This window comes from Streptomyces fructofermentans (assembly GCF_014651055.1).
Classification (GTDB): domain Bacteria; phylum Actinomycetota; class Actinomycetes; order Streptomycetales; family Streptomycetaceae; genus Streptomyces; species Streptomyces fructofermentans.
On the sequence record NZ_BMWD01000002.1, the window covers coordinates 1 to 22,804 of the forward strand.

Annotated in this window: 12 protein-coding genes and 1 pseudogene; 10 read left to right on the plus strand and 3 right to left on the minus strand. The window is 68.4% G+C overall.

Translation table 11 applies throughout. From position 1 onward, the window contains the following. The first annotated feature begins 1,306 nt into the window (after positions 1 to 1,306). The 7 genes and pseudogenes from IE265_RS03215 to IE265_RS38150 all read left to right on the plus strand — a co-directional run. Complete coding sequence (locus IE265_RS03215; RefSeq protein ID WP_268255780.1) at positions 1,307 to 1,960, plus strand: vWA domain-containing protein; 654 nt, start codon at positions 1,307 to 1,309, stop codon at positions 1,958 to 1,960. Positions 1,961 to 1,994: 34 nt separating this feature from the next. Beyond that, a complete protein-coding gene (locus IE265_RS03220; protein WP_190033774.1) occupies positions 1,995 to 3,416 on the plus strand; it encodes a protein kinase domain-containing protein in 1,422 nt (473 codons plus the stop codon). Positions 3,417 to 3,439: 23 nt separating this feature from the next. Then, positions 3,440 to 6,826: a DEAD/DEAH box helicase gene (locus IE265_RS03225; protein ID WP_190033775.1), complete on the plus strand. Its 3,387-nt coding sequence runs from the start codon at positions 3,440 to 3,442 to the stop codon at positions 6,824 to 6,826. Further along, positions 6,810 to 8,258 carry a hypothetical protein gene (locus IE265_RS03230; RefSeq protein ID WP_190033776.1) on the plus strand — a complete coding sequence of 483 codons (1,449 nt, stop codon included), beginning with the start codon at positions 6,810 to 6,812 and terminating at the stop codon, positions 8,256 to 8,258. The genes IE265_RS03225 and IE265_RS03230 overlap by 17 nt, the downstream gene beginning before the upstream one ends. Positions 8,259 to 8,376: 118 nt before the next feature. Next, positions 8,377 to 10,626, plus strand: coding sequence for a hypothetical protein (locus tag IE265_RS03235; RefSeq protein ID WP_229915999.1), 2,250 nt, complete (start codon positions 8,377 to 8,379; stop codon positions 10,624 to 10,626). Continuing rightward, a complete protein-coding gene (locus IE265_RS03240) occupies positions 10,623 to 12,560 on the plus strand; it encodes a DUF2357 domain-containing protein (RefSeq protein ID WP_190033778.1) in 1,938 nt (645 codons plus the stop codon). Before IE265_RS03235 ends, IE265_RS03240 begins: the two co-directional genes overlap by 4 nt. A 445-nt stretch (positions 12,561 to 13,005) precedes the next feature. Next, positions 13,006 to 13,213, plus strand: a pseudogene (locus IE265_RS38150) (metallophosphoesterase); the annotation flags it as partial. A gap of 213 nt (positions 13,214 to 13,426) precedes the next feature. Here the strand turns inward: IE265_RS38150 and IE265_RS03245 are convergent. After that, entirely contained in the window at positions 13,427 to 14,539 is a 1,113-nt protein-coding gene (locus IE265_RS03245) for a site-specific integrase (protein ID WP_190034068.1), read from the minus strand. Between the two features lie 449 nt (positions 14,540 to 14,988). Continuing rightward, positions 14,989 to 16,701 carry a subtype B tannase gene (locus IE265_RS03250; RefSeq protein WP_190033779.1) on the minus strand — a complete coding sequence of 571 codons (1,713 nt, stop codon included), beginning with the start codon at positions 16,699 to 16,701 and terminating at the stop codon, positions 14,989 to 14,991. 1,244 nt (positions 16,702 to 17,945) lie between these two features. Here IE265_RS03250 and IE265_RS03255 point away from each other — a divergent pair. From IE265_RS03255 to IE265_RS03265, 3 genes are all read left to right on the plus strand, one after another. Beyond that, the gene (locus IE265_RS03255) at positions 17,946 to 18,455 is read left to right on the plus strand and encodes a DUF4334 domain-containing protein (RefSeq protein WP_190033780.1); all 510 of its coding nucleotides are present in this window, start codon (positions 17,946 to 17,948) and stop codon (positions 18,453 to 18,455) included. Then, positions 18,452 to 19,543: an NAD(P)-dependent alcohol dehydrogenase gene (locus IE265_RS03260; protein WP_190033781.1), complete on the plus strand. Its 1,092-nt coding sequence runs from the start codon at positions 18,452 to 18,454 to the stop codon at positions 19,541 to 19,543. Before IE265_RS03255 ends, IE265_RS03260 begins: the two co-directional genes overlap by 4 nt. Positions 19,544 to 19,731: 188 nt before the next feature. Next, complete coding sequence (locus IE265_RS03265; protein WP_190033782.1) at positions 19,732 to 20,928, plus strand: TetR/AcrR family transcriptional regulator; 1,197 nt, start codon at positions 19,732 to 19,734, stop codon at positions 20,926 to 20,928. A gap of 118 nt (positions 20,929 to 21,046) precedes the next feature. Here IE265_RS03265 and IE265_RS03270 read toward each other — a convergent pair whose 3' ends face one another. Continuing rightward, complete coding sequence (locus tag IE265_RS03270; protein ID WP_190033783.1) at positions 21,047 to 22,240, minus strand: oxygenase MpaB family protein; 1,194 nt, start codon at positions 22,238 to 22,240, stop codon at positions 21,047 to 21,049. Positions 22,241 to 22,804: the final 564 nt, after the last annotated feature.

Here is a 22,804-nt window from a genome sequence, read left to right on the forward strand (position 1 = left end):
CCGCACACCAACTACGCTGGCACAAGCCGCATAACCCGTGTTCAGGATTCGGGGTCAAGGCCCCACCAGTCCCGGAATGATCCAACCACCTCGAAGATCATTTCGTTAGGAGTTCTTAGGCGCTGTCCGCGGCCAACCCGGCCGCGGCACCATCGCAGCACCGCCAATGGCGCGTCGAACATCATCAACGCCAGTCCGTTCGCGGCCTGTACGGCCGACACCCCATCGCAGCGCGTTAAGGAGGATCGTTGCCAGCGGCGCCAGTTCATAGCGTCCGTGGCCTACCCGGCTGCGGCTCGATCACAGGACCGGGGAGTGCAAGATCCTCGAAGATGCGGTGTTCTCTGTCCGCGGCGCGTGCGCCTTCGGCTCCAACGCAGCTGGGACGAGGCTCAGGATATAAACGTTGCTATGGGGGCTGTTCGCGGCCTTGCCGCGGCCCCATAGCAGATATTTCCCCGTCCTCCCCGAGGACGGTGACGGCGAGTTGTCCGTGGCCTGCCTGGTTGCGGCTCCATCGCAGGTATTCCTGCGCCCACCACATGATCAGCCGCTCGTCTTGCCCCAGGTTTGCCGCGGCCCCATCGCAGGATCGAAAACGACGGCCGGCCGGGTGGCATCGTCGGACTGTCCGCGACCTGCGTGGTCGCGGCCCCATCGCAGGCGCCACAGGTAGCCGCAGGTGATATTCGCGTTGCCCTGTCCGTGGCCTGTCGGGCCGCGGCCTCGTCGCAGGTTGCGCAGGCCGTTGGCGACCTTTCAGGCGTACTTCCCGTCCGCGGCATGTCCTGTTGCGGCCTCATCGCAGGAATGCCGAGTCCGAGCTGTTCTCGTGGGCGGGACAGGCTGTCCGTGGCGTGCCTGGCCACGACCTCTCGCAGGAACACCCCCGGCGTGCAGCAGTCACCGGCGCAATTTCTCCGTGGCCTGCCACGCCTCGGCCCCATCGAAGGATCATGAGCGCGGTCGGGGACGCCTTGATCTGGTTCGAGTCCGCGGCCTGCTCGGCCGTGGCCCCATCGTAGGTCGTCTGGGGCCCCGTTCTCCGCGGCGTGCCTGTGCTGTCCGCGGCTCCCGGCCGCGGCCCTATCGCAGCATCGGCTTCGAGATGTCCAACCAGGAGCAGGGGGATCTGCCCATGACCTTCGCATCCCCTGTTGTCACGGACTGCACGCAAGGTGCGACACGTAGTATCTTTGTCTGCCTCAGCGTCAGGAATGACCTTGCCGCAACTAGGTGTGTCGGCTTGCAGCCCCTAGTGCGGTGAGAGCGATGGGGGGACATCGTGGGTACCGCGCCGCGTTTCATGGCCGCGAAGGCACGGCCGTTGCCAGTACTCGTACTGGCAGACGTGAGTGGGAGCATGGGGGAACCCCAAGAGAAGATCGATGTGCTCAACGAGTGCATCCGTCGCATGCTCGACGATTTCGCCACGGCCGACATCGGGCGAGGCACCATCCACGTCGGAGTGATCGCCTTCAGCCGCGATCGGGCTGAACTGCATCAGAACATGGTGCCCGCGGCCGATGCGTCCTGGACCGACATGGAGGCCCGAGGCGGCACCCCGCTCGGTGCCGCCCTCGAGCTCGCCGACGCGGTGCTGCGTGACGAAGCAGCCGTCCCCACCAGGTCCTTCTCTCCCACGCTCGTTCTCGTGTCCGACGGCATGCCCACCGACGAGTGGGAAGAGGCCCTCGACCGATTGCTCGAATCCCCCAAGGGTTCCAGAGCCAACCGGCTGGCGGTCGCCATCGGTCCCGACATGGCCGAGCAGGCAAAAGCCGTACTGCGCCGTTTCGTCAGCGACGAGGCCAACGGCGTTTTCGAGGCACAGGACGTCGGACGCATCCAGCAGTACTTCCGCTGGGTCACGGTCACCGTCACCCAGCAGGCTCGAAGTACTCGTCCGGACCGGGCGCCGGTACTGAGCCCCGACGACTTGTCCGACTTCGGCGCCTGAACCGGCGGGACGCGGCGAGAGGAAAGGCACCCCCGTGGCATCGCGATGGGATCTCGGCGGCCTGCTGCGGCCCGTCGAGGACGAGTACCACCAGCTGTGGTCACTGTCCCACTCGATCGGAGCCGGCGGCCAGGGCGAGGTATGGCTGGCCCGAGGCGGACGAACCGCCGTCAAAATGATCACTGCTCCGACTCAGGAAGCAGCAGAGGCTGTACACATTCGGCTGCGCCGCATCCAGCGCCTTCCGTTGGACGGTGTCCCGCTGGCCGGCGTGCTCGCCCTGCTCGCCCCGCCGAAGCTCGGTTATGTGATGGAACTGGCCGACGAGATGGTTCCGTTGGACACCTTGTGCGTCCCCGACGAAGAGGACCTGGCAGCCTGGTATGTGCGCACCGGGGGTCTGGAACGCCGACTGCGGCTGCTGGCCAAACTTGCGGACGCCGTCGCCCGGCTCCATGCCCGTTCCATCGTGTACCAGGACCTGTCCCCCTCCAACGTGCTGATTTCCGCCGCTGTCGAGCAACAGGAAATCCGTCTCATCGACGTGGACAACCTCGGTCTGGCCTCGACCGTCGGATCCGCGCCGGTACACACCCCCGGATACGGGGCGCCTGAAATCGTGTCGGGTCGCAGCGGAGCCACCACACTGGCCGACGCACACGCACTCGGGGTGCTGATCTTCGAGACCCTCACGGCAAGTCACCCGTTCCGGGGCGACGAGGTGCTGGACTCCGACCCCGCCTACCAAGAGGAGTACGCAGACCGGTTCCGCCTGCCATGGATCGACCACCCCACCGACCGCACCAATGAGTGCACTCTGGGCATCACACCACGGCGGGAACTCCTGTCCGGTCAGCTGTGGGACCTGGCCTCACAGTGCTTCGTGGACGCCGTGGCCAATCCCCTCCTCCGGCCGTCGGCTGCCCGGTGGGCCGCGGCACTGCACTCCGCTGCGGGACAGACCGTCGAGTGCCCGGAGTGCGGATGGAGCTACCGTGCCTCCGCACCCTCCTGCCTCGCCTGCCGGAGGCCCCGCGACCGTGTCTGGGTGCTGCGCCACGGACTGACCGGTCCGGTGGGTACCGAGCCGCAAGACCGATCGGGGAGCACTGACGACACCCCTGGTGTCCAGCTCTCGGAGGTTCCTCTGCCCGACTTCACCGCACTGCGTCCAGGCGGCGAGACGACTCTAACCGCCCGGCATACCTCACCCGCCCCGGATCGACCTGACGCGGTGGTCGCGCGGCTGCGGCTTCACAGCCAGGACGCCACCGTGCTGAACCTCTCCCGCGACAGCCTCTGGCTGGACCGTCAAGACGGACGGCCATGGCGGGAGATCGGTCAGGGAAGCCAGGCAACCGTGCCTGTCGACGGCCGCGGCTGGACGATTCACTTCGGGAGACAGGGTGCGATCCACCGCTGGGTACGTCTGATGGCTGTGGAGGCGAGCAGGTGAGCGTTCGCCCCAGGAGGCCGGTCATGCCCGCCCGTATGCCGGGAGAGCCGGTCTTCGTGTCCTTTCTCTGGCGCCGAGTGCCGCCGGAGTTCGTCGACCGGATCATTCCCGATGGCAGCGAGGTCCGCCTCTACCGTCGCCCCACAGGCCAACTCGACCTGGTCACCGACTTCGCCACGTTCGGGATCAGGCCGGCAAGTCCCGAGGACGAACGGAGGCTCGACGAAGTCGAGGCAGCCGGAAGCAGCTGTGTGACGGTCACTGCGCATCCGGCCCGGCCGAAGCCGCCCGCGCCCGCCGCACCGCCCCGGCGCCGCACCGGTAGTTCGCATCCGCCCGCGTCGCCAGCCGGCGAACCCTTCACCTTGCGCGTGCACATCTATGCCCCCGCCGTAGGACTCGCTGTGCCGCTCAGCACCGGCCTGCTGCTCGACGTCGACGACGCCGCCATAGAGGACGCCACCAAGTACGCGGACCGCGCGGACACCGTCAACGTCGGTGCCGTCATGGAGTTCATGAGGCGAGAGCTCTTCCTGGAACCCCGCCCCGGAGCGCCGGCCGACGCCAGGCGCATGGTGGTCTCGGCCGGACCAGCCGGTGGCTTTGCGGTCGGCTTCCGGGTGCACGGACCAGGGCTCATGGCCGACGTCGAGAAAAACAGCGCCGGCTACCGCATTGTGCGCCTGCTCAGCTCGGTCCACGATCAGCGCGGCGCCGGCCAGAAGGCCCTGGCCGTCGGGTCGATCGACTTCCGCGACATGACCGCCAGACAGCGAGACCGGGAGAGAATACAGCGGGGCCTCGACCTGGTGGCCAATCAGAACGGTTACCTGGCCATGTGGGACAGATACCAAGAGCTGGAGGCCCGCCACATCAGAGGCCGGATTCGCGATTTCGGGATCATCCGCTACACCAAGGTCAAGGTCGAGTCCGATGGCCGCTGCGTGTTCACGGTGGACCTCGACCGGGCACTGCCCCGCACGCGAGCGGCCCTGGAGAACACCACAGCTGCCGAACGCGTCGAGATCGAGGCAGCAACAGACGTTCCGGCCTCCGTGACAGACTCCGCGATGACCGACCGGGAGTGGCTGGTCGCTTCCCGGGCGCAGAAGGTACGTGCCTGGATCGGCGAACCGCTCGGGTACGACAGCGTCACCGAGACCCTGAGACTCGCCGCGACCCTCAACGACCAGAAGGACCCGCCACCCCAGGGCTGGCTCTACCTGGCACACCGCGGCGATCAGCGCCGGCTCGACCGGCGCGAGCAAGCCATGCAGAAGCTGCGCACCGACGGGACACACATTCCCGCGCTACCGACGCTGCTGGAGGGGGGTTCCTGGCCTCAGCCGGCACGACGCCGGATCACGAAGATCTCTCCTTCCGCGCTCAGCTGCTTCGCTCCCCACGGCCCGACGCCGGCCCAGCGGGAGGCGGTGCTCACCGCGCTCAACACCCCCGATGTTGCGATCATCCAAGGACCGCCTGGCACGGGCAAAACGCAGGTGATCGCCGCTCTGGTCAATCAACTGGGTGATCTCGCCCAGGGCGGAGAGGTGGCCGGCAGCACCCTGTTGACGAGCTTCCAGCACGCGGCGGTGGACCATCTGGTCACGCGCGGCTGGGTCTTCGGGCTGCCGCCGCTCAAGGTGGACTCCCGCGGCCGGGGCAGCAAGGTCGCGCTGGACACCTGGCGCATCGACGCCGCCCGCGCCGCCGACCTGCGGCTACGTGAGCGCCCGGTGGGAGAGCATCTCGCTGCTCGGCGAGCAGCCGCCGAACTGGCCGCCACCTACCGGGCGGCACCCGTACCGCCCGAGTTCCTGCCCCAATTCCTCGACCAAGTACTCACTCAGCTCGGAGACATATCCGACCCCTCATTGGTCGGCGAGCTCCGCAGCCTCAGAGACGGAGCCGAGAGGAATCGCGTTCGGGCCGCCGCCATGGCCGACCCCGACCTGCGCGCGGACCTCCTGCCCTACATCCGGTCGCTGCGCTGCACGGTGACCGGGTTCGAGGACGACGGTCCCCGCACAGCTCGAGCACTGCTGACACGGCTCGACCTCACCGACTCCCCGCTCTTCGACGGCATCTCGTACCAGGAGTCGCTGCGTACAGCGGTCAGAACCGCTTCACCCGAGCGTGAACTCCTCGACTCGCTTGCCGCCTTGCGCGACGCCCTGCTCGACCGTCTCACCGCGCGCATTCGGCTGCCAGAGGTCACCGTGGCCGATCCCACGATCGCCGACCTCCTCGACCGGTTCGCAGCACAACTCGCGGAAGCGGTGACCCGGTCACCCGACGCCATAGCCGCGGCACTGCTCGATTACCGGGACGACCTGCGCAGCGATCCGGAAGGCGTCGACGACACCCTCCGCGCCTACACCGTCTCGCTGGCCTCGACCTGCCAACAGGCCGTATCGAAAGCCATGGTCGATCTCGGCCGTCAAGACGGGGGCTTCGAGTCGGTCGTCGTCGACGAGGCTGCCCGGGCCAACCCGCTGGATCTCCTCATTCCCCTCGCCCAGGCCCGCCGCCGGATCGTGCTGGTCGGCGATCACGCCCAGCTTCCCCACATGCTGGAACCCGACGTCGAGCGCGAGCTGAGCTCGCTCGGCGAGGACGTCCGCGACCGGCTGCAGGAAAGCCTATTCCAGCGACTGGCACGGCAGTGGGAGCACGGTTCGTCCGACGGACATCCCCGGTTCGTCCGTCTCGACACCCAGTTCCGCATGCACCCGGTGCTCGGCAGCTTCGTCAGCGACAATTTCTACCAGGGGAAACTACGCAACGGCCGCGAAGCGGCCGACTTCACCCACGGGATCGACCGCTACGGTGAGGTCCCCGCAGTGTGGCTTCCCGTGCCCCTGTCCGCGGGCGGCGAAACGCAACGGGGAACGAGCCGCACGCGGCACGCTGAAGCCGCTGTCATCGCAGCGGAGATAGCCGCGCTGATCGAGCGGCATCCGAACATGACGTTCGGCGTCATCTCGTTCTACGCCGCGCAGGTCACCGAGGTGTGGAAGGAACTGAAGAAGGCCGGGCTCGCCGAGTTCACCGATGCGGGCGGATGGCGCCCCGTGCCCCGGCTGTGCCGTGACGAGGACGGCGCACCGCTCGACCGGTTACGAGTCGGCACCGTAGATGCCTTCCAGGGCATGGAGTTCTCCGTCACCTATCTGTCCACCGTGCGCAGCTGCGCACCGGCCGCGCGGACCGATGTCAAGCGCGCCTACGGACACCTCACCGTCGCCAACCGACTGTGCGTGGCGATGAGCCGTCAGCAGCGGCTGCTCGCCGTCGTGGGTGACGACGACATGTTCGGGCCCGGCAGCCCCCAGGCGATCGCGCCCCTGGCCGCGTTCCTGGAACTGTGTCGGAAGGGGGCGGACGGCCGTGTCGTTCGACCGTGAGACGCCCGTCTTCCAGTTGGCCTTTCCGCCCCGGAAGCGGTATCGGCCCGTTTTGCTGCCCGTGTGGGTTCACCAGGTGACGGCGCCGACCGGCTACTCCCGCACACTAGACGTCTTCCAGACTGTGGTGCTGCGTTTGTGCGCCGCCGGAGTGCGGGACGTCGGCGACCTGTCCCGGCTGATCGGCCTGGACACCGCCCTGTGCCGCACGGTGATCGCCCGGCTTGTAGAGGGACGGCTGATGGAACCCGGGCTGAAGCTGACCGAGGCGGGGCGGCGTACCGTGGCCGACGGGGAGGTGGCGGAGACGGATCCCCAGCTCGTCCGGGTATTCCAGGATCCGGCCACCGGGGTGCTGCTGCCTCGTATCCTGGTCGCCGATCCGGTACGAGCCGATCTGCGGGAGCATCGCGGCCGCTGGGTCACCATTCAGTTCGGCACCGCCGGTGCCTCCCGAGAGGTCGGCGCGCTGACGCTTCGGGCCGGCGGTTCCTCGTTGCGCCCGTCGGAGCGAGATGTGCTGGAAGCCTGCAAAAGCCACGACCTGGCTGCTCGTGGGCTCCGTGGTGCTTCCCGCGGCACGCCCGACAACGTGGTGGCGGCTCGGCGGATCGGCTTCCATGGCACGGCGATCGCCGCCTATGTGGTGTGTTACGTCGTCGAGGACAACGACGGGTCCGGGCGTATGTGGACCGTCGAGGATCCGTTCGCGGTGGGTGACGGGCGCTACTTGGCGGATCTCCTGGTGGCCCGCGCCGAAAGCGACGAGCCTTTGGACCGGCTGATCGACGGCTTGCTCGGCGGGAGCCGCCGCGACCGGACCGCCACCGCACGCAAGGTCGACCAGGAGCTCGCCGAGGAGGCCCGCGCCGACGTCGTACGCCTGCTCGGCGAGGAGATCCGGGACCACCCGGAGGTACTGGCTCACCTCGCGGACATCGAGTTGGCGCTTCTCAAGGACACCGCGCGGGAACGCGAGAACGCCGCACGCAATGCGATCCGTGTCTTCGAGTGCATACTTCCCGGTCTCAACGACCGCTTCCCCACACGGCTGCCGCCATCCAGGGAGCCAGGGGTAAGGGAGCGCGCATTCGTCCTGACCGCCCAGCGCCTGGGCGCCACCTCCGTGCCGCCGGAGATGCGCAAATACTGCAAAGCACCGGCCAACGGGCTGGCCGGAGACATCATCAAGGCAGTCTGGGCGGCCGGAGAGAATCCGCAACATCCGTTCGTCACGTTCATCCGGAGGCGCCCCACACTCCTGGAGGATCTCGACCGGTCACGGATACTGCGCAACAACGCGACCCACGGACCGACCGGTGCCCCGGCCCCGGACGAGCTTGAGCACATCCGGACTCTCGCGTACGAAGCAGCCCGCCACTTGCTCGGTCTGAGCGGTGGCCGATCCACGGACAGCAAGAAGGTGAACTGACGCCATGGGGAAGAGGCAGACGCGCTCGCGTCAGAAGGGTAAGGGAGTGGTGTGGCCAGGCCAGCAGGCTGCCGCTTCCCAGCGCAGCGAAACCACACGTGTGCGTCAGCCGGCCCCTGTGGCGCCCAGCACCACTTCGGGGAGCAGCGAAACCGTCGCGCTGCTGACGGAGATACAGCAGGTGGCGAGCGAGGCGCAGGTGGTCTTTGCGGCGGGTGACGCGGTCGACACGGACTCCGGCCTGGAACACGCGTGGCAGCTCTACCGCGCTCTCGCCAAGCGCCAGGAAGACGCGGCGAACGCACTGACGGTGCAGGCGGAGCGGCTCCACGCAGAGTGGGAGGAGCTCACTGCCGCGGCTGCACGCCAGGCAGAGGACGCGGCCTCGGCACAGGACGAACGTGCCGCCCTGGACACCCGCACGGAGCTCCTCGACCGCAGGGAGCGTGATCTTTCCGACCGTGAGCGATCGGCGGAAGTACAACTCGCCGAACGACGTCTAGCAGTAGGCCGTGAGCTGGAGAGCTGGCTGGCGGAGCAGCGGCAGATGGCCGTGGACGCCCTCGACAGCGAACGACGGGCCCGGCATGCGAGGTGGACCGAGGAACAGCGTCGCCTGGCCGAGGCGCAGACGGTCCTGGACCAGAGGGAAAGCGAACTGACCCAGCGCGAGAGGGACCTGCGCTCCGCACAACTCCGGCTGGAGGACGAACGTGAGGACATCGTCCACCTCAAAGCCGCGCTCAAGGAACAGCAGGCCAGCCGCGCGGAACGGTTCGAGGGTGAACTGACGAGCCGCACCGGCCAGCTGGTCCAGCAGCTGGAGGAGTACCGGCGGAAGGCGGCTGCTCTGGCCGAGGGCAACGAGCGCCTGGGTGCTCGGCTCAACGAGTACGAAAGCGCTTTGGCATCCCTGGGCGGCATGACCTTGGAGCAGGTCGTCGAGCGCCTTACCGAACTCCGCGCCGAGAACGCCCGCCTGCTGGAGGAGAGCGCCACGGCGCCACGGGCGGACGCGCGCATGCTCGAGCAACTGCAGCAGCATGTCACGCAACTCATCGCCGACAACGAGGAACTGGTGCGGGAGCGCGGAGAACTGGCGTCCGCTCTGCAACGTGATCGTATCGCGGTCAACGAGCGCCAGAACTATCTGGAGATCAACAACTGGTTGAGTGCCGCCAACGGTCAACTGCAACAGCTTCTCAACGAGGAAGCAGCCAAACTCAACGCCACGGCCCAGGCCGGCAAGGACGGTCACGTGTTCCCGGCCTGCGCACGCATGGACCGGGAGTTCGGCACACCCCTGCCTTCCGATGCGCCCATGCCGGGCATGCCCGATCTGGTGCGCCAGGTGCAGGCGGTCATCCGGCAGAAGGCTGGCCTTTCCTATCGTCTGTCGGACCTGCGCCTGGTCCTGGCGGGCATGGCGATGAGCCGTCTCCATCTGTTCCAGGGCATCAGCGGCATCGGCAAGACTGGCCTGGCCCGCGCGCTCGCCATCGCTTTCGGCAGTGACACCAGTGTCGCCGTGGTTCCCGTCCAGGCTGGCTGGCGCGATCCGCAGGACCTCATGGGTTACTACAACAGCTTTGACCGGGTCTTCTATGAATCGGAGTTCACCAAAGCCCTGTACCGCGCTCAGTGCCCCGCCTTCAAGGACCGGCCCTTCTTCATCGTCCTCGACGAGATGAACCTCTCCCATCCCGAACAGTACTTCAGCGGAGTGCTGTCGGCCCTCGCCATCAAGGACCGCCCCAGACTGGCACTGACCACAGCACCGGTCAGAAACCCCGCCGACCTGATCATCGACGGAACGCACCTCGCCATTCCGGAGAACGTCTGGTTCATCGGAACGGCCAACCATGACGAAACCACCGTCGGCTTCGCCGACAAGACCTACGACCGGGCCTTCGTCCTGGAACTGCCCTGGCGCCACCCGAAGCTGCCGGTGCCGGCGTGTGCACCGCCGCAGCCACTCGGGCTCGGACGTATCAGACAGGCTTTCGGCGAGGCTCAGGCCACCTACGGCACCCAGGCCGACGGCATCATCGAATTTCTCGACACCCACTGGCGCAGTCGCTTCTCGGATGAGCTGCGCATCGGCTGGGGCAACCGGCTCGAGCTACAGATCAAGGAGTTCGCACCCGTCGTGGTCGCCGCCGGAGGCAGCCCGGGGGAAGCGCTGGACCATCTGCTGGCCACACGCATCCTGCGCTCCGTCCGGGGACGGTACGACATCCATGCTGACACCCTCGACACACTGCGCACCGACCTTGTCGAAAGCCTGACACGCTTCGACAGCGCTCATGAGCCGACGGCGACACAACGACTGCTGGACGACGAGATCCGCTCGCGCGGTCGGCGATGAGCCGGGAAGCGGCCGAGCCGGAGCTCGGCTCTCTCCTCGTCCGCCATCTCCTTGCAGTGTCTGCCCGTCTCGCCGAGGAGGCCGCTACGCTCGACGACTGGCTGGCCATGCCGCCGATCGTCCTCGACGTCACCGATGAGACGGAAGCCCTGACGGTGGAGGACGTCTTCGAGCGGGAGTCCGGTGCGCTGCGCACGGTATGCCACCGCCCGTACACCCGCCTGCGTACGGTGGAGGAAGTCCTGCCGACGTCTCAGGTGCGCTCGATCGCCGCAGGCGCAACGGCACGTCTGGCCGCCCACCCCGAGGACTGGGCCTCGCATACGCTCGCCGGTGTCCGGCCCAGCCGTCTGCTGGCCCGGCGCAGTGAGGAGAACGCCGACATCTACGAGAACCGGGTCGCGATCGCCGTCCTCAACGTGATGCGATCGCATCTGCAGAAGCGCATCGCCAAGCTCAGGGACCTGAGCAGGATGGTGGACGATGTACACGGCCTGCTCTTGCCCTCGCAGGAAACGTCTTGGCGGGCCCGACGCGACCTGGCCGGACTGCTCAGGAACATCGAGGACTCCGGTCGGCACCAGGCGGCTGCGGAGGTACGCCGACGGGCACTGGAATCCGCCCTCACAACGGTGGAGTTGATGCTGGGCTCGCCGCTGGCACGCGCGATCGACCACCGCTCCGCACCGCCGCGCGAACTGCATCCGACGAACCTGCTGAGCAGTGATCCGCACTACCGCAGGGTGGGTCTGCTCTGGCAAGCCTGTACCGCGATCGAGACCCCGCGTCTCGGAGAAGCCGAAACGACCCGTCGGCGACAGGAGGTCCTTGGCGCCTTCGAGCGTTTCACCGGCCTCCTTCTGCTGCTCGCCTGCAAGCTGCTCCAGGCCGTCCCGGAAGCCGGCCAGCCGGTTCCTTCCCCCGGCTGCTCCACCCGCTTCCACATGCGAGGCGAGCAGCTGACGGTCACCTGGTCCCAGACGGGCGACTTCGTCCTTCACTGGCGCAAGCGGCGGGTGCTCCGCGTCGTACCGATCACGACCGACCTGTGCACGGCTCCCGACGCCTCCTCGGTCGCTGCGGCGATCACGGAATCCCGCCGTGTCCGGCCGAGCGCCGTGTGCGACAACGACCTGATCGTCTATCCCGGGCTGCTTCAAGCACGGCAGGACGCTGAGCCTGACGTCGTCCGGGCCGCCTACCGGATCGGTCGCCGCGACGGCGACGCGCCCGAGCGGCATGTCGACGTCGCTCCTCTGTCCCCTCTGGACATTTTCAGCGTCAGCCGCCTGCTGCGGGCCGTCCAATGGGCGACACTGGGTGCCGATGCGCGCGACTACCCCCACACCGTGCCCGTGCCTGCAGGCGATCGCTCCGTTCTGGCGGGCTGCGGCTGGCTCGAACCCCGGCCCGACGGTGTCGCGGTCGTGCGCGCCCCGAGCCCGGCCGAGTCAGAGCGCCTCCCAGCACTGCTGAAACAGACCCTCAGGCGGCACGGCAGTGGCCGGGCAACCGAGAACGAGACCCGGCGATTGCGTACCCTGTGTGCGGCGTTGGAAGACGCGGCCGCCAAGACCGAACTGCTCGAAGTGTGCCCGGTGTGCGCCAAGACCGGACCTCAGCGCCAGACGGTCTTCGAGCCCCGTAAGGACGGCCTGTTCGCAGCGTCCTGCACCTCGTGCCGTACCCGGTGGGAACTCCGTCGCTGCCGGGCCTGTGGCGACACCTTCCCGTTGCTCGATCCGGACGGCCTTGCCGCTACCGGTGCTCCCGAACCCGCCCTCGATCGCCGTGCCGGTGGGGTTCTCCTGGCGGTTCCCTGCTGGTCCGCGGAGCGCACCGGCCAGTCCGTCTGTCCCGCCTGCGGCACCTGCGGTGAGGCGGGACGAGTCACTTGCTGCCCGCGCGGCTGTTCGGCCCAGCCACCGCCCTAAACCGGGAACGGTGCGTCTATCCCGCGAACGGGCCGCGGCCCGGGATGCCTCGGTGCAGCACAGGCAGAACAGGATCGTCGCGGCGTCCGCTGGGCATGTGGTGACACGTCAGTTCGGCAAAAATGGGTCAGCCGTGAGACGACGAAGTCCCACCGGAGCGTTCCGGTGGGACTTCGTCGTCTCACGGCTCCGCGCAGAAGCGCCCTCGGGACGGTTACCGGCAAGGCACTCGGGGTACGTCAACGCCCTGTTGCGGAAGTGCTTTGGCCGGCTTCAGTGGGGCCCGCACTCGCAGTCATCGGCTTAGGCCATCGTCGCGCCGGCGCGCGCTCCACTGGCGGTAGTACCAAGCGGGGGCAGTAGCGCCCTGATCGCGGCTCATGCCAAGGGGGGTCACTGCGGCGGGGTCTTACCATCCCGCAGAGAATCCTTCGCCCCAAGGAGCCACACCCACGGCGGCCAGATCTGGCCCTTCCACCACCTCGTCCGCATCGACCAGCCCGCACTCGCCGGCCTCAGCCACCACGGCACCCGCACCCTCCTGTACACCAGCCGCGGCACCGGCTTCTGGGGCCCGCCATTCCGCGTCTTCGCCCCCAGCGAAGATCACCCTGCTCGTGCTCCGCAGCCCGCACATGCCCACCGCGCCGTAGACCGGGCGGGCCAACACATCCGCTTGGAGTAGTCCACGAGCCGAGGGGTGCGGCGTCGACAGATGACCAGTCTCGTCGCGCCGAGGACACGATCCGGACCATTCCCGGGCCGACGGCTCCAACGAACCACACGTGGACACGTTTTACACAGCTCAGCGACGCTTGACGCCTGTACCACCAGCACACAAAGTACCTGCTGACCTCAGCATCGAATCAGGCCGCTTCCCACAAGCCTGCATCCAAAATGCGAGCCGCCTTCGCGATGCTCCCAGGCATCAGGTGCCGGTAGGTCCGATACGTCTCCTCAATGGACTTGTGCCCCATCCATTCGGCCACGTCGGTGATCGGAATCCCGTGCCCGAGCGCGTTCGAGGCGAAGTAGTGCCGGAAACCGTACATGCTGACACCGTCCTCCGCGGGGACGTTCTTGTAGAGCTTCTGCACACGGCGGCGTTCCATCGGTTCCGTGTAGTAGCCGCTTGGGCCGCGCAGGAAATAGCCATCCTGTGTGGTGCCGTGCTTCTCCTCGAACCGCTCCATCGCTTCCCGCACCGAGCGCGGCAGGGGGACCTCCCGGAACTCCCCCGCCTTGCGGTGCTTCAGCTTCGCCGGCTCGTGCGTATTGGAATGGATCTGCTCATGCACTCGGTAGACGTCATCCGCCACGACGTTGTTGACGTTCACCGCCCGGGCTTCCCCGTTTCGCAAGCCGCAACCCACCATCATGACGATCTCAAGCGCGAGATACTCATCAGCGGCAGTCAGCGCCTTCTTCACGTAGGCGAGGGGTGGGATGACCACCTTCTGGCGGACGTACTCCGGCTCCTGGACCCCCTTCAAAGGATCGTCCGCCATGGCCCCCTTGCCATAGGCGTCCCGCAAGATCGCCTTCAGAGTGCGGACGATGTTCACCTGGTTTCCGCGGCCCACCCCATCGGCCTCCAACTCGTCCAGGAACCGCTCGACCACGATCGGCGTGACGGAATTCAGCTTTCTTGATCCGAGACGGGGGATGATGTGCACGTTGATGGAGCTGTCGACGTGCCAGCCCGTGGAGTACTCCGTCATCCTCCGCTGCCGCGGCCGCCACTGCTTCGCGTATTCCGCGATCGTCTGCTGACCGAGTTCCCGGCGAGCCTCGGCAACGGATGGCGCCGTCTTCTTTTTCTCCGTGTAGATCTGCGTAAGGCGCTCGATAGCGTCGTCCTGCGTGTCGTAGCCGACCTCTTCACGCTGCTTGCCAAGAGCGTCACGGAACCGAATCGTGTACGAGTGCGAGCAGCGGGTCGGCCTGGAGCAACCGCACTCCTTGAAGAACGACCCCATCCCACGGGCGAGCTGTCGAGCCACGTATCAAGCCTTCCGAGCAGGGCGATGGGCGGCCCGGCGGACCCATGTCGTACGCGCAGGTCAGCAAGCCGGACACCGTCCGACTCGATGCTGACCGTTTGCTGACCCGGAGGCAGCGATCAGGGCCCTGACCTGCGAAAACACCCAAACGCTAGATCTTGGACTTGAACATGGTTCGAAGCATGAAGAAACTCCCGAGATGTCTGCTCCCTGCCTGCTTCACGCAGGTCAAGGGCGGTCTCGGCAGAGTACAACGCTTCGCATGGCCGGTCAGCTCTCCCCAGGCCTTCCTGATCCGCGCCGGCCCGTTGCCGACTCTCCTGACGCCCCGCAGCGCACTCGACGGACACTGAACCCGCGCGAGCCCGGGCGCCGGGGTTTCCGCGCACCCCGGCGCCCCGCGTCGGCCCGCTGCCGCGATCGGTCTATCCGCGCCGGCCGGGGGCGAGCGGAGTGCCGGCGTCGCGGACGACGTCGGCGATCCAGGCCATGGCCTCGGGCACGTCGTAGTTGCCGGCGTGCGGCCGGTTCCAGGCGAGCTGGTGGTCGACGTTCTCGACCTGCTTGTCCGCCGCGAGCGCGCGGTCGAGGTTGAGCGAGACGATGAACGAGGTGTCCCGGTCGCGGGTGCCGTTGCGGACGTACCAGTTCGGCGCGGTGTCGGCGCCGCTGCCGATGAAGTCCATCGGGTTGATCAGGTGGACCTGGTCGTCGACCTTGGTGCTCCTCTTGTTCGTGTACTGGTCCCAGGTCAGCCCGGTGTCGTCGGTGCCGCTTCCGTCTCCGGCGACATTGTTGTGATTCCAGCTGTACTCGGTGTAGTTCATGTACTTCCGGGTCGACGGGCCGAAGAGGTTGGTCTCGGTGCGGCTGGTGGTGTTGCCGTTCACACCCACGGCGTCGAAGGCGGGAGTCGTCTTGAGGGGTGCCTGAGTGGCGACGAACACGAGGTACTTCGCCATGTCGACGGAGAGCACCTTGTCGGTGGCGTTGTCGGCCTCGATCCAGTCGTTGACGTACGACGTGGTGGCGGGCGGGGCCCCAGGGCCACCGGACTGGATCTCGAAGGTGCCGCCCAGAGGCGGAATCCTGTTTGCGGGATCGGCCTTCAGATAGGTCTCCGCGGAGCGGATGACTTCCTCCCTGATGGCGTCGAGCATGTTCGCGGCGGTGAGCCGTGAACCGTCGGGGTTGCGCAGGCCGAGGCTCTTCTCGTACGCGGGAAACTGGGCCGCGATGGCGGCGGCGTCCGCAGGCGAGGGGTTCTCACCGGTGGCGTCGCGGGTGGCGAGGATGTTGTACAGCCACTCGTAGGCACTGTCGGCGTTGCCGAGATCGGTGATCGGGCAGTACGCGTTGACGGCGAAGACGTCGTCGCGCAGGGTGCTCCGGCCCTTCGCGTCGATGCCTGCGGCGCCGATCGCGGCGAGGTGGGAGATGTATTCGGCGCTGTTGCCGGACGCGCCCAGGATCGAGGACAGCGCGCCACCGCCGCTGGTGCCGTTCACGACGATCCGCTCGGCGCTGCCGGGCATCGTCGCGTCGTTGAGGCGCAGGTAGCGGACGGCAGCCTTGGCGTCGACCACCGCTGCAGGGGCTTTGCCCGGGGAGGTGCCGTCCGCGCCGATCAGTCCGCGACTGCGGTTGGCGACGTCGGTGAAGACATACCCGGCCTTCAGCGCGGCGCCGACGTTGCTCGTCGCGCTGCTGTAGGAGGTGCCGTCGGTCACGCTCGCCTTGATGTAACTGGCCATCCAGCCGCTGTTGTTCACCGCGAAGTAGATCGGCGCCTGCTGGTTGCCGAGGGCGCTTTCGGGCACGAACACGTTCATGCTCTCGTAGCCGCAGGCTGTGTTGGGGATCGTGGTGGTGCCGCCGCCGGGACCGCCGGGCTGCTGCGCCGCGGCGGCGACCGGGTTCGCGACGTAGCAGATCTCCTTGTACCAGCGCACGTTCATCGGCCGCCCGTCGACCGAGACGGTGATCGTCGTGTAGGCGGTGGAGTCGAAGGCCAGCGCGGCATCCTGTGGGTCTGCGGCATGGGCGCTTCCTCGCGAATGGGCCGTCCCCGTGCCGTCCGCCGCGAAGGAGGCCGGCCCCGGGGCGGCGGTGAGCGCGAGGGAGCCTGTGATCGCCATGACTCTCAGGAAGCCTCTACGAATCACAGGCTCCCCTTCGCGCTTGCCCGTCGCTCGGGTCGGTGCGTCGTGCCGGAGGGACGCAGAGAGCCGCTGCATGGGGGTCTCCCTTCACTGAGCACCAAGTGCTCCGCTGACGCCTTGGGGCCAAGGCGTGACGGACGCTACAAGATTGTTAACAATATGCCTAGCGATCTATCAGACAATTTCGCTGACACTTGCTCTCCCGTGGCCCTGGGACGACTCCCGGCCGACTGGCCGCGTCCAGCACGGCCTCCGCCGACTTGGCGTGCGGCACCCCCGCCGCAGACAGGGCCCACCTAAGAACTCCGCGCCGGACGGCCCGGCCGACGGTGCCGAGGAGCGCCCGTCGAGCGCGGTGACGGGTCACGGGCGTCAGGGGCCCCCGCCCCGTTCCCTCCCCGGCGCAGGGTGGACCCACCGCCGCCGATCCGAGACCTACTGAGCGTTCGCTAAAGAACGCAGGGCACTACGCGGGGTCGGCCAACTCCCCACACCGCAAGGGTTTTTACGGATACACGCTGGGGAAGTGACATCAGACCCGGCGTCGGATGCCAGGTCTTCCTGATCGATCGCTAAGCAGCCGAAAGGGAGTGCCCTGCGGACTCACGGCCGTACGAGTTCACCGACCGCAGCCCGTCCCGAGGAGAGTCGTGAACACCGAGCAGAGCCAGGACAGCACGCCTCCAGCTGAGCGCTGGCGCTCCCACGGGCCACTCGACCCCCACCCCATCCCGGTGCACGCCACGGACACCGTCAACGAAAAGGGCTGCCACGGCACTTCGGTCCGGGACCTCGACGGCCGGGTCGGCGTCACCACGCCGATCCCGACCGACGCGGAGCGTTCGGTGCTCACGACGTGCCGGGGAGTCGCCAACCGGTTCCGCAAGGACGGCCCGCTCACCGCGGAGGAGGTCGCCGAACACCACGTGCTGCCGGCCCTCGGCACCGTGGGCCACCCGGCTCGGCCTCCGACGCCCCTCCGCGCCCGCTCCCGCGGCGCTCCTCCCCCGCGCGGACCGCCACCTCCCGGACCGCCACCTCCCGGACCGCCACTACGCGGGGTCCCACCCGGCGCGCCTCCCGGTGACGCGGCGGGGCACCGCGCTCCCGCCGGGCTCCGCCGATCGGCAGCGGTCCCAGCGGCCTTGTTCGACAATCCCGCACCGGCGACATCCTGACGCTTCACTCACGGTGCCGGCACCGACGAGAGGACACCCAGCATGGACACACTCGAGGCCCGCGCCCGGTTCCACGAACTCCGGGAGAAGGACGGCCCGGTCAGCTCCCTCGAACTCGACGAGATCTGGGCGGCGTTGGCCACCGTCCGCCCCGAGGACATACTCGGCGAGTGGAAGGGCGGCGAGTTCCACACCGGTCATCCCCTCAACGGCGCCCTGGCGAAGGCCGGCTGGTACGGCAAGACGTTCACCTCGGTGCACGACGCCAAGCCGCTGATCTGCCGGAACGCAGAGGGCGAGCTGTACTCCGACCTCAAGCTCGGCAAGGGCGAGGCCAGCCTGTGGACCGTCGAGTTCCGGGGCGAATCGACGGCCACCATGGTCTATGACGGCCAGCCGGTCCTCGACCACTTCAAGCGGGTGGACGACACCGCGCTGATGGGGATCATGAACGTCAAGGGGGTCCCCGACGAGGGCCCCTTCTTCTACTTCTTCCTCGAACGCGCCCCCGAGGCCCCGCACGGGGGTCCGCGTGCCGGAGAGGGCTCGTGAGGCGGGTACGCGCCGCGGTCACCGAGGCGCCGGGCGCCCCGTTCACCGTCCGGGACGCGGACCTCGAGGACCCACGACCCTACGAGGTGCTGGTGAGGACGACCGCAGTCGGCGTCTGTCACACCGACCTCGCGATGCGGGACAGCTGGCCCCGGCAGCTCACCCCGATGGTCTTCGGCCACGAGGGCGCCGGTCGGGTCGAGGCGGTGGGCGCGGAGGTGACCGGCGTCGCGCCGGGGGACCATGTCTGCCTCACCTTCGCCAGTTGCGGCACCTGCGAGCAGTGCGCGGCGGGCCACCCGGCCTACTGCCACGCCGCGCAGGTCCGGAACCTCTCCGGCGGACGCGCCGACGGCACCACTCCGCTCTCCCTCGAAGGCATGCCGCTCCGCTCCGGCTTCTTCGGCCAGTCCAGCTTCGCCACGTACGCCGTCGTCCACGAGCGCGGCGTGGTCAAGGTGCCCTCCGACCTGTCGGCCGCGGTCGCCGCGCCCCTGGGTTGCAGCGGCCAGACGGGCGCGGGCACCGTGCTCAACAGGCTGCGCCCCGGACCGGGTTCCTCGCTGGTCGTCCTGGGCGCGGGCGCGGTCGGGCTGAGCGCGCTGATGGCCGCGGTGGCCGTGGGCTGCGACCCGGTGGTGGCCGTCGACCCGGTCGCCTCCCGCCGTGCCCTGGCCACCGAGCTCGGCGCCAAGGCGGCCCTGTCCCCCGGGGCCGGGCTGGTGGCGGCGCTGCGCGACCTCACCGGTGGCGGCGCCCACCACGTCGTCGAGACCACCGGCCGTCCGGAGATGGCCCGCCGGGCCGTCGGCTCGCTGCGCCCTCGCGGCGAACTCGCCCTCCTCGGCATCGGCGGTGAGGTGACGTTCGACGTGATGGGCCTGCTCGCCAAGGGCGTCCGCGTCCACGGGGTGATCGAGGGAGACTCCGACCCCGGCCGCTTCGTCCCCGAACTGATCGGCCTGCACAGGCGTGGCCTCTTCCCGCTCGACCGGCTGGTCACCACGTTCCCGTTCGAGGACATCGGCTCGGCCGTGGCCGCCATGAGGGATGGCAGCGTCGTCAAACCGGTCCTCACCTTCACCTGAAACCGACCGCTCCGGCACCGGGAACGGCGGTGCCGACCGGCGCGCCCCTGCCGCAAGCCGGGAGTCGGCACGAGTCCGTGCACATCGCGGGACGGGGTATCACCTGGGATGTGCTCGTGGAGTCGCGTCCTGCGCGGTCACGGTAGAGGGATCCCGGCCTCGTGACGGCGTGTGATTGACTGATTCGCATGGCCCCCGCCTCCCCGTCCGCCCACTCGGCCGCGGCCGCCGATCCGGCCTCGGCCACTCGGCCCCGCAACCGCAAGCAGCTCATCGTCGACGCGGCCGGGCGGGTCTTCAGCGAGCGCGGCTACCACGCGGCGTCCATGGAGGAGGTCGCCGCCGGCGTGGGTATCTCCGCGGCCGCTCTGTACCGGCACTTCCCCAATAAGTACGCGCTGTTCGCCGAGTGCGCCGACGTCATGGTGGACGGACTCGTCGCCGCACTCGACGAGGTGCCGTCCGGGGCGACCTTGACGAATGTGCTCACCGCCGTCACCCGCATCACCGTCGCTCATCGTGCGTCGGGCGGCGTGTACCGGTGGGAGGCCCGCTACCTCAACCGCGAGGACCGCCGACGTCTCGCGGTGAAGTTCGGTCGCCTCGTCGAGCGGGTCGACGAGGCAGTGCAGCGCGAGCACCCGCTGCCTGACGAGCGCCTGCGGGCCATGGCGGCCCTCGGCGCGGTCGGATCCATCACGATGCACCACACGTCCATCGCCGGGCGCCGGGCTGAGGAACTGCTGCTGGCGTCCGCGCTGGGCGTGGCCGCGACCGATCCCGCGGCCGGACGGCTGGGCGCGCACTCCGTCGAACTGCCCGCCCGGCCGGTGCCGCGCACACGACGCGCGGAGATCCTCGCGGCCTCCGTCCCGCTGTTCGCTCGGGACGGATTCGCCAGTGTCACGAACGGTCAGATCGCGCAGGCCGTGGGACTGACTCCGTCCGCGCTCTACCGCCATTACCCCGGCAAGATCGACATCCTGGCGGCGGCATGCCTCCAGGCGGCGGGACTGCTGGCCCAGGGTGTGGAGCAGAGCCTGCGCGATGTGTCAGGCCCGCACGACGCCATCGTCGCGCTGGCGGCGACGTACGTGGCCTACAGCTTTGAATTCACCGAACTCAACAGTGTCGCCGAGGCCGAGCTCGCCGGCTTGCCGTCCGGTCTGCGGCGGTCCGTGGTCCTCGCGCAGCGGGAACACATCGCCGTCTGGGAGCAGCAGTTGCGGCTGGCCCGCCCTGAGTTGGACCCGCGCCAGGCCCGGGTGCTGGTGCACGCGGGGTTCGGCGTCGTGGTCGAGGCGGGACGCCGGCTGCGGTGGCAGGACAGCCCCGGCCATCGCGAGGCCGTGACCGCTCTGGTCCTCGGCGCTCTGGGCCTCTGAACGGCCTTCGGAGCTCGGCAGCGACGCGTCGTCGAGCGCCTCCCGGGGTCACCCGGATGCCCGCCCCTCGGCCCATCTGCCGCAGGGCGGGCAGGGGTTGGGGGTCCGGATCGACGGATCAGGCCGCCCTGTTCCCGGTGGGTATCGTGATGGGCGTGGTGGTCCCGGAAGAACCCTTGTTGAGGAACAGCATGGCCAGGGCGCGTACGAACTGGTCGAACATGTAGAAGGTGCCGGGCATGACGGGTGACAGTCCCTCACGGAAGAGGATGTACGCCGGCCATGCGGTGCGGACCAGGGCCGCCGACACGTAGTCGCGTTTCAGTCCCAGCCAGTCGCCGACCTCGTCACTGAGGACGTAGCGCACGAACTCGTTCAGGAATCCGCGTGTGACACCGAGGTCGACCTGGGCGGTCAGGCCGAGCAGGTCCTCGGCGAGTGCGATGCCCTCGGTCGAGGGGGTGAGGATCGGGGTGAGCACCTGCGCCGACTGCCTTTCGGCGGCCGCCCATGTCTGGGGGATGTGCTCGTCCGGCACACCGAGGAGGTGGACCGCGACCTGCCACGAGTGCAGGAACGCCTCCTGGTCCGCGGCCGGGAACGGGATCTGCCAATCGCGCAACTTCCTGTACACGTAGGTGCCCAGGCTGTGGAAGGTGACCAGGATGTCGGCGGCGCTGATCGGGGTGGTCTCGTCGGCGACCGCCCGCCAGTGCGGCGACTGCGGCAGCAGGTGGCGCACGGCGGCGTGCACCACGCGTGTCTTGTTGGCGGTGACGACGAACTGTCCCGTCGGCCGGAAGGCTCCCAGCTGGGACAGGTCGTAGCCGAACGTGAACGTCTTGGCCGCACGGTCCTGCATGTCGGCGCCGCCCGCGGACCAGTAGACGCTCTTGGCCTCGCGCGGGATCACGGTGCTCATGATTCCGCTGCCGAGGCCGTACAGCATGAAGAGGTACGTGTCCCTGCGCCGGTTGAAGTCGGCGGCGCGGGCCAGCTTGGCGGGGTCGGCCCAGGTGGGCAGCCGATTGACCTGCCGCAGGTACGCGGCGAATTCGGTCGGCAGGCCGTTGGGCAGCGGGTCGTTGTTGTCCACCCACGACGCCCATGCCGTGTTGATCGCCGGCACGTGTCCGTTGTCGAGCATCGAAGCCATCAGCGGGTCCGCCGCGTCGTCCCAGATCCACTCCGGACCGGCACCCGCGGCGGCTCCGGTCACCGAGCCCTTCGACGCCCAGGCGGGGTTGGCCACGCCCACCAGGCCAAGTGCGACACCGAGAGACAGAGCCTTTCGTCTACTGAGGTTCTCCATTGACTTACCTGCTTCCCTGATGGGCTGGATGCTTCTGGATGCCAGTGCAGACTTGCCAGTTGCGCTACCAGTGCGCGATGAACCTTGTCACACAGATGTGATTTTCAATTAACATAGCGAGGTGCTCGGGTGTCGGCAATGGTGGTGACCGAGGCTCGTCGCCCATGCCGGGCCGCGGCCTTCCGGTTCCTCGCCGGCGCGAGGTCCGGTATCGAACCTGCGCGGCGCCGGCGTCGGCGTCGGGGGCTTCCTCACGGAGGCACCACGGCCCCGGTAGCGACTCCGACACGGCTCCGCCCAGCGATTCCCTCCGTCGGCGAGGCGGGCCCGCTGCCCCAGGAAGCCGCCCTCCGCAGCGGCGGCAGGTTGCCGCGACTCCAGCCGCTCACTGCGCTGATGCGCCCTCCATGCCCACGGGGTGGAAGAGCTGAAGCGCAGATCAAGTTCGCGGAGCAACGACACCCTGCCCAGCAAGGGGCCGAAACCGATCAGCGCCAACCCGGCTCTGCACTATGGTGCTTACTGCTGCGCACCTTCCCGGAGGGTATTTCGACGGCGTTCGAG

Coding starts and splice junctions, on each gene's coding strand:
- IE265_RS03255 (WP_190033780.1), top strand. CDS start 17,946: ATGGACACACTCGAGGCCCGCGCCCGGTTCCACGAACTCCGGGAGAAG.
- IE265_RS03270 (WP_190033783.1), bottom strand. CDS start 22,240: ATGGAGAACCTCAGTAGACGAAAGGCTCTGTCTCTCGGTGTCGCACTT.
- IE265_RS03215 (WP_268255780.1), top strand. CDS start 1,307: ATGGCCGCGAAGGCACGGCCGTTGCCAGTACTCGTACTGGCAGACGTG.
- IE265_RS03225 (WP_190033775.1), top strand. CDS start 3,440: ATGCCCGCCCGTATGCCGGGAGAGCCGGTCTTCGTGTCCTTTCTCTGG.
- IE265_RS03240 (WP_190033778.1), top strand. CDS start 10,623: ATGAGCCGGGAAGCGGCCGAGCCGGAGCTCGGCTCTCTCCTCGTCCGC.
- IE265_RS03265 (WP_190033782.1), top strand. CDS start 19,732: ATGGCCCCCGCCTCCCCGTCCGCCCACTCGGCCGCGGCCGCCGATCCG.
- IE265_RS03250 (WP_190033779.1), bottom strand. CDS start 16,701: ATGGCGATCACAGGCTCCCTCGCGCTCACCGCCGCCCCGGGGCCGGCC.
- IE265_RS03245 (WP_190034068.1), bottom strand. CDS start 14,539: ATGGGGTCGTTCTTCAAGGAGTGCGGTTGCTCCAGGCCGACCCGCTGC.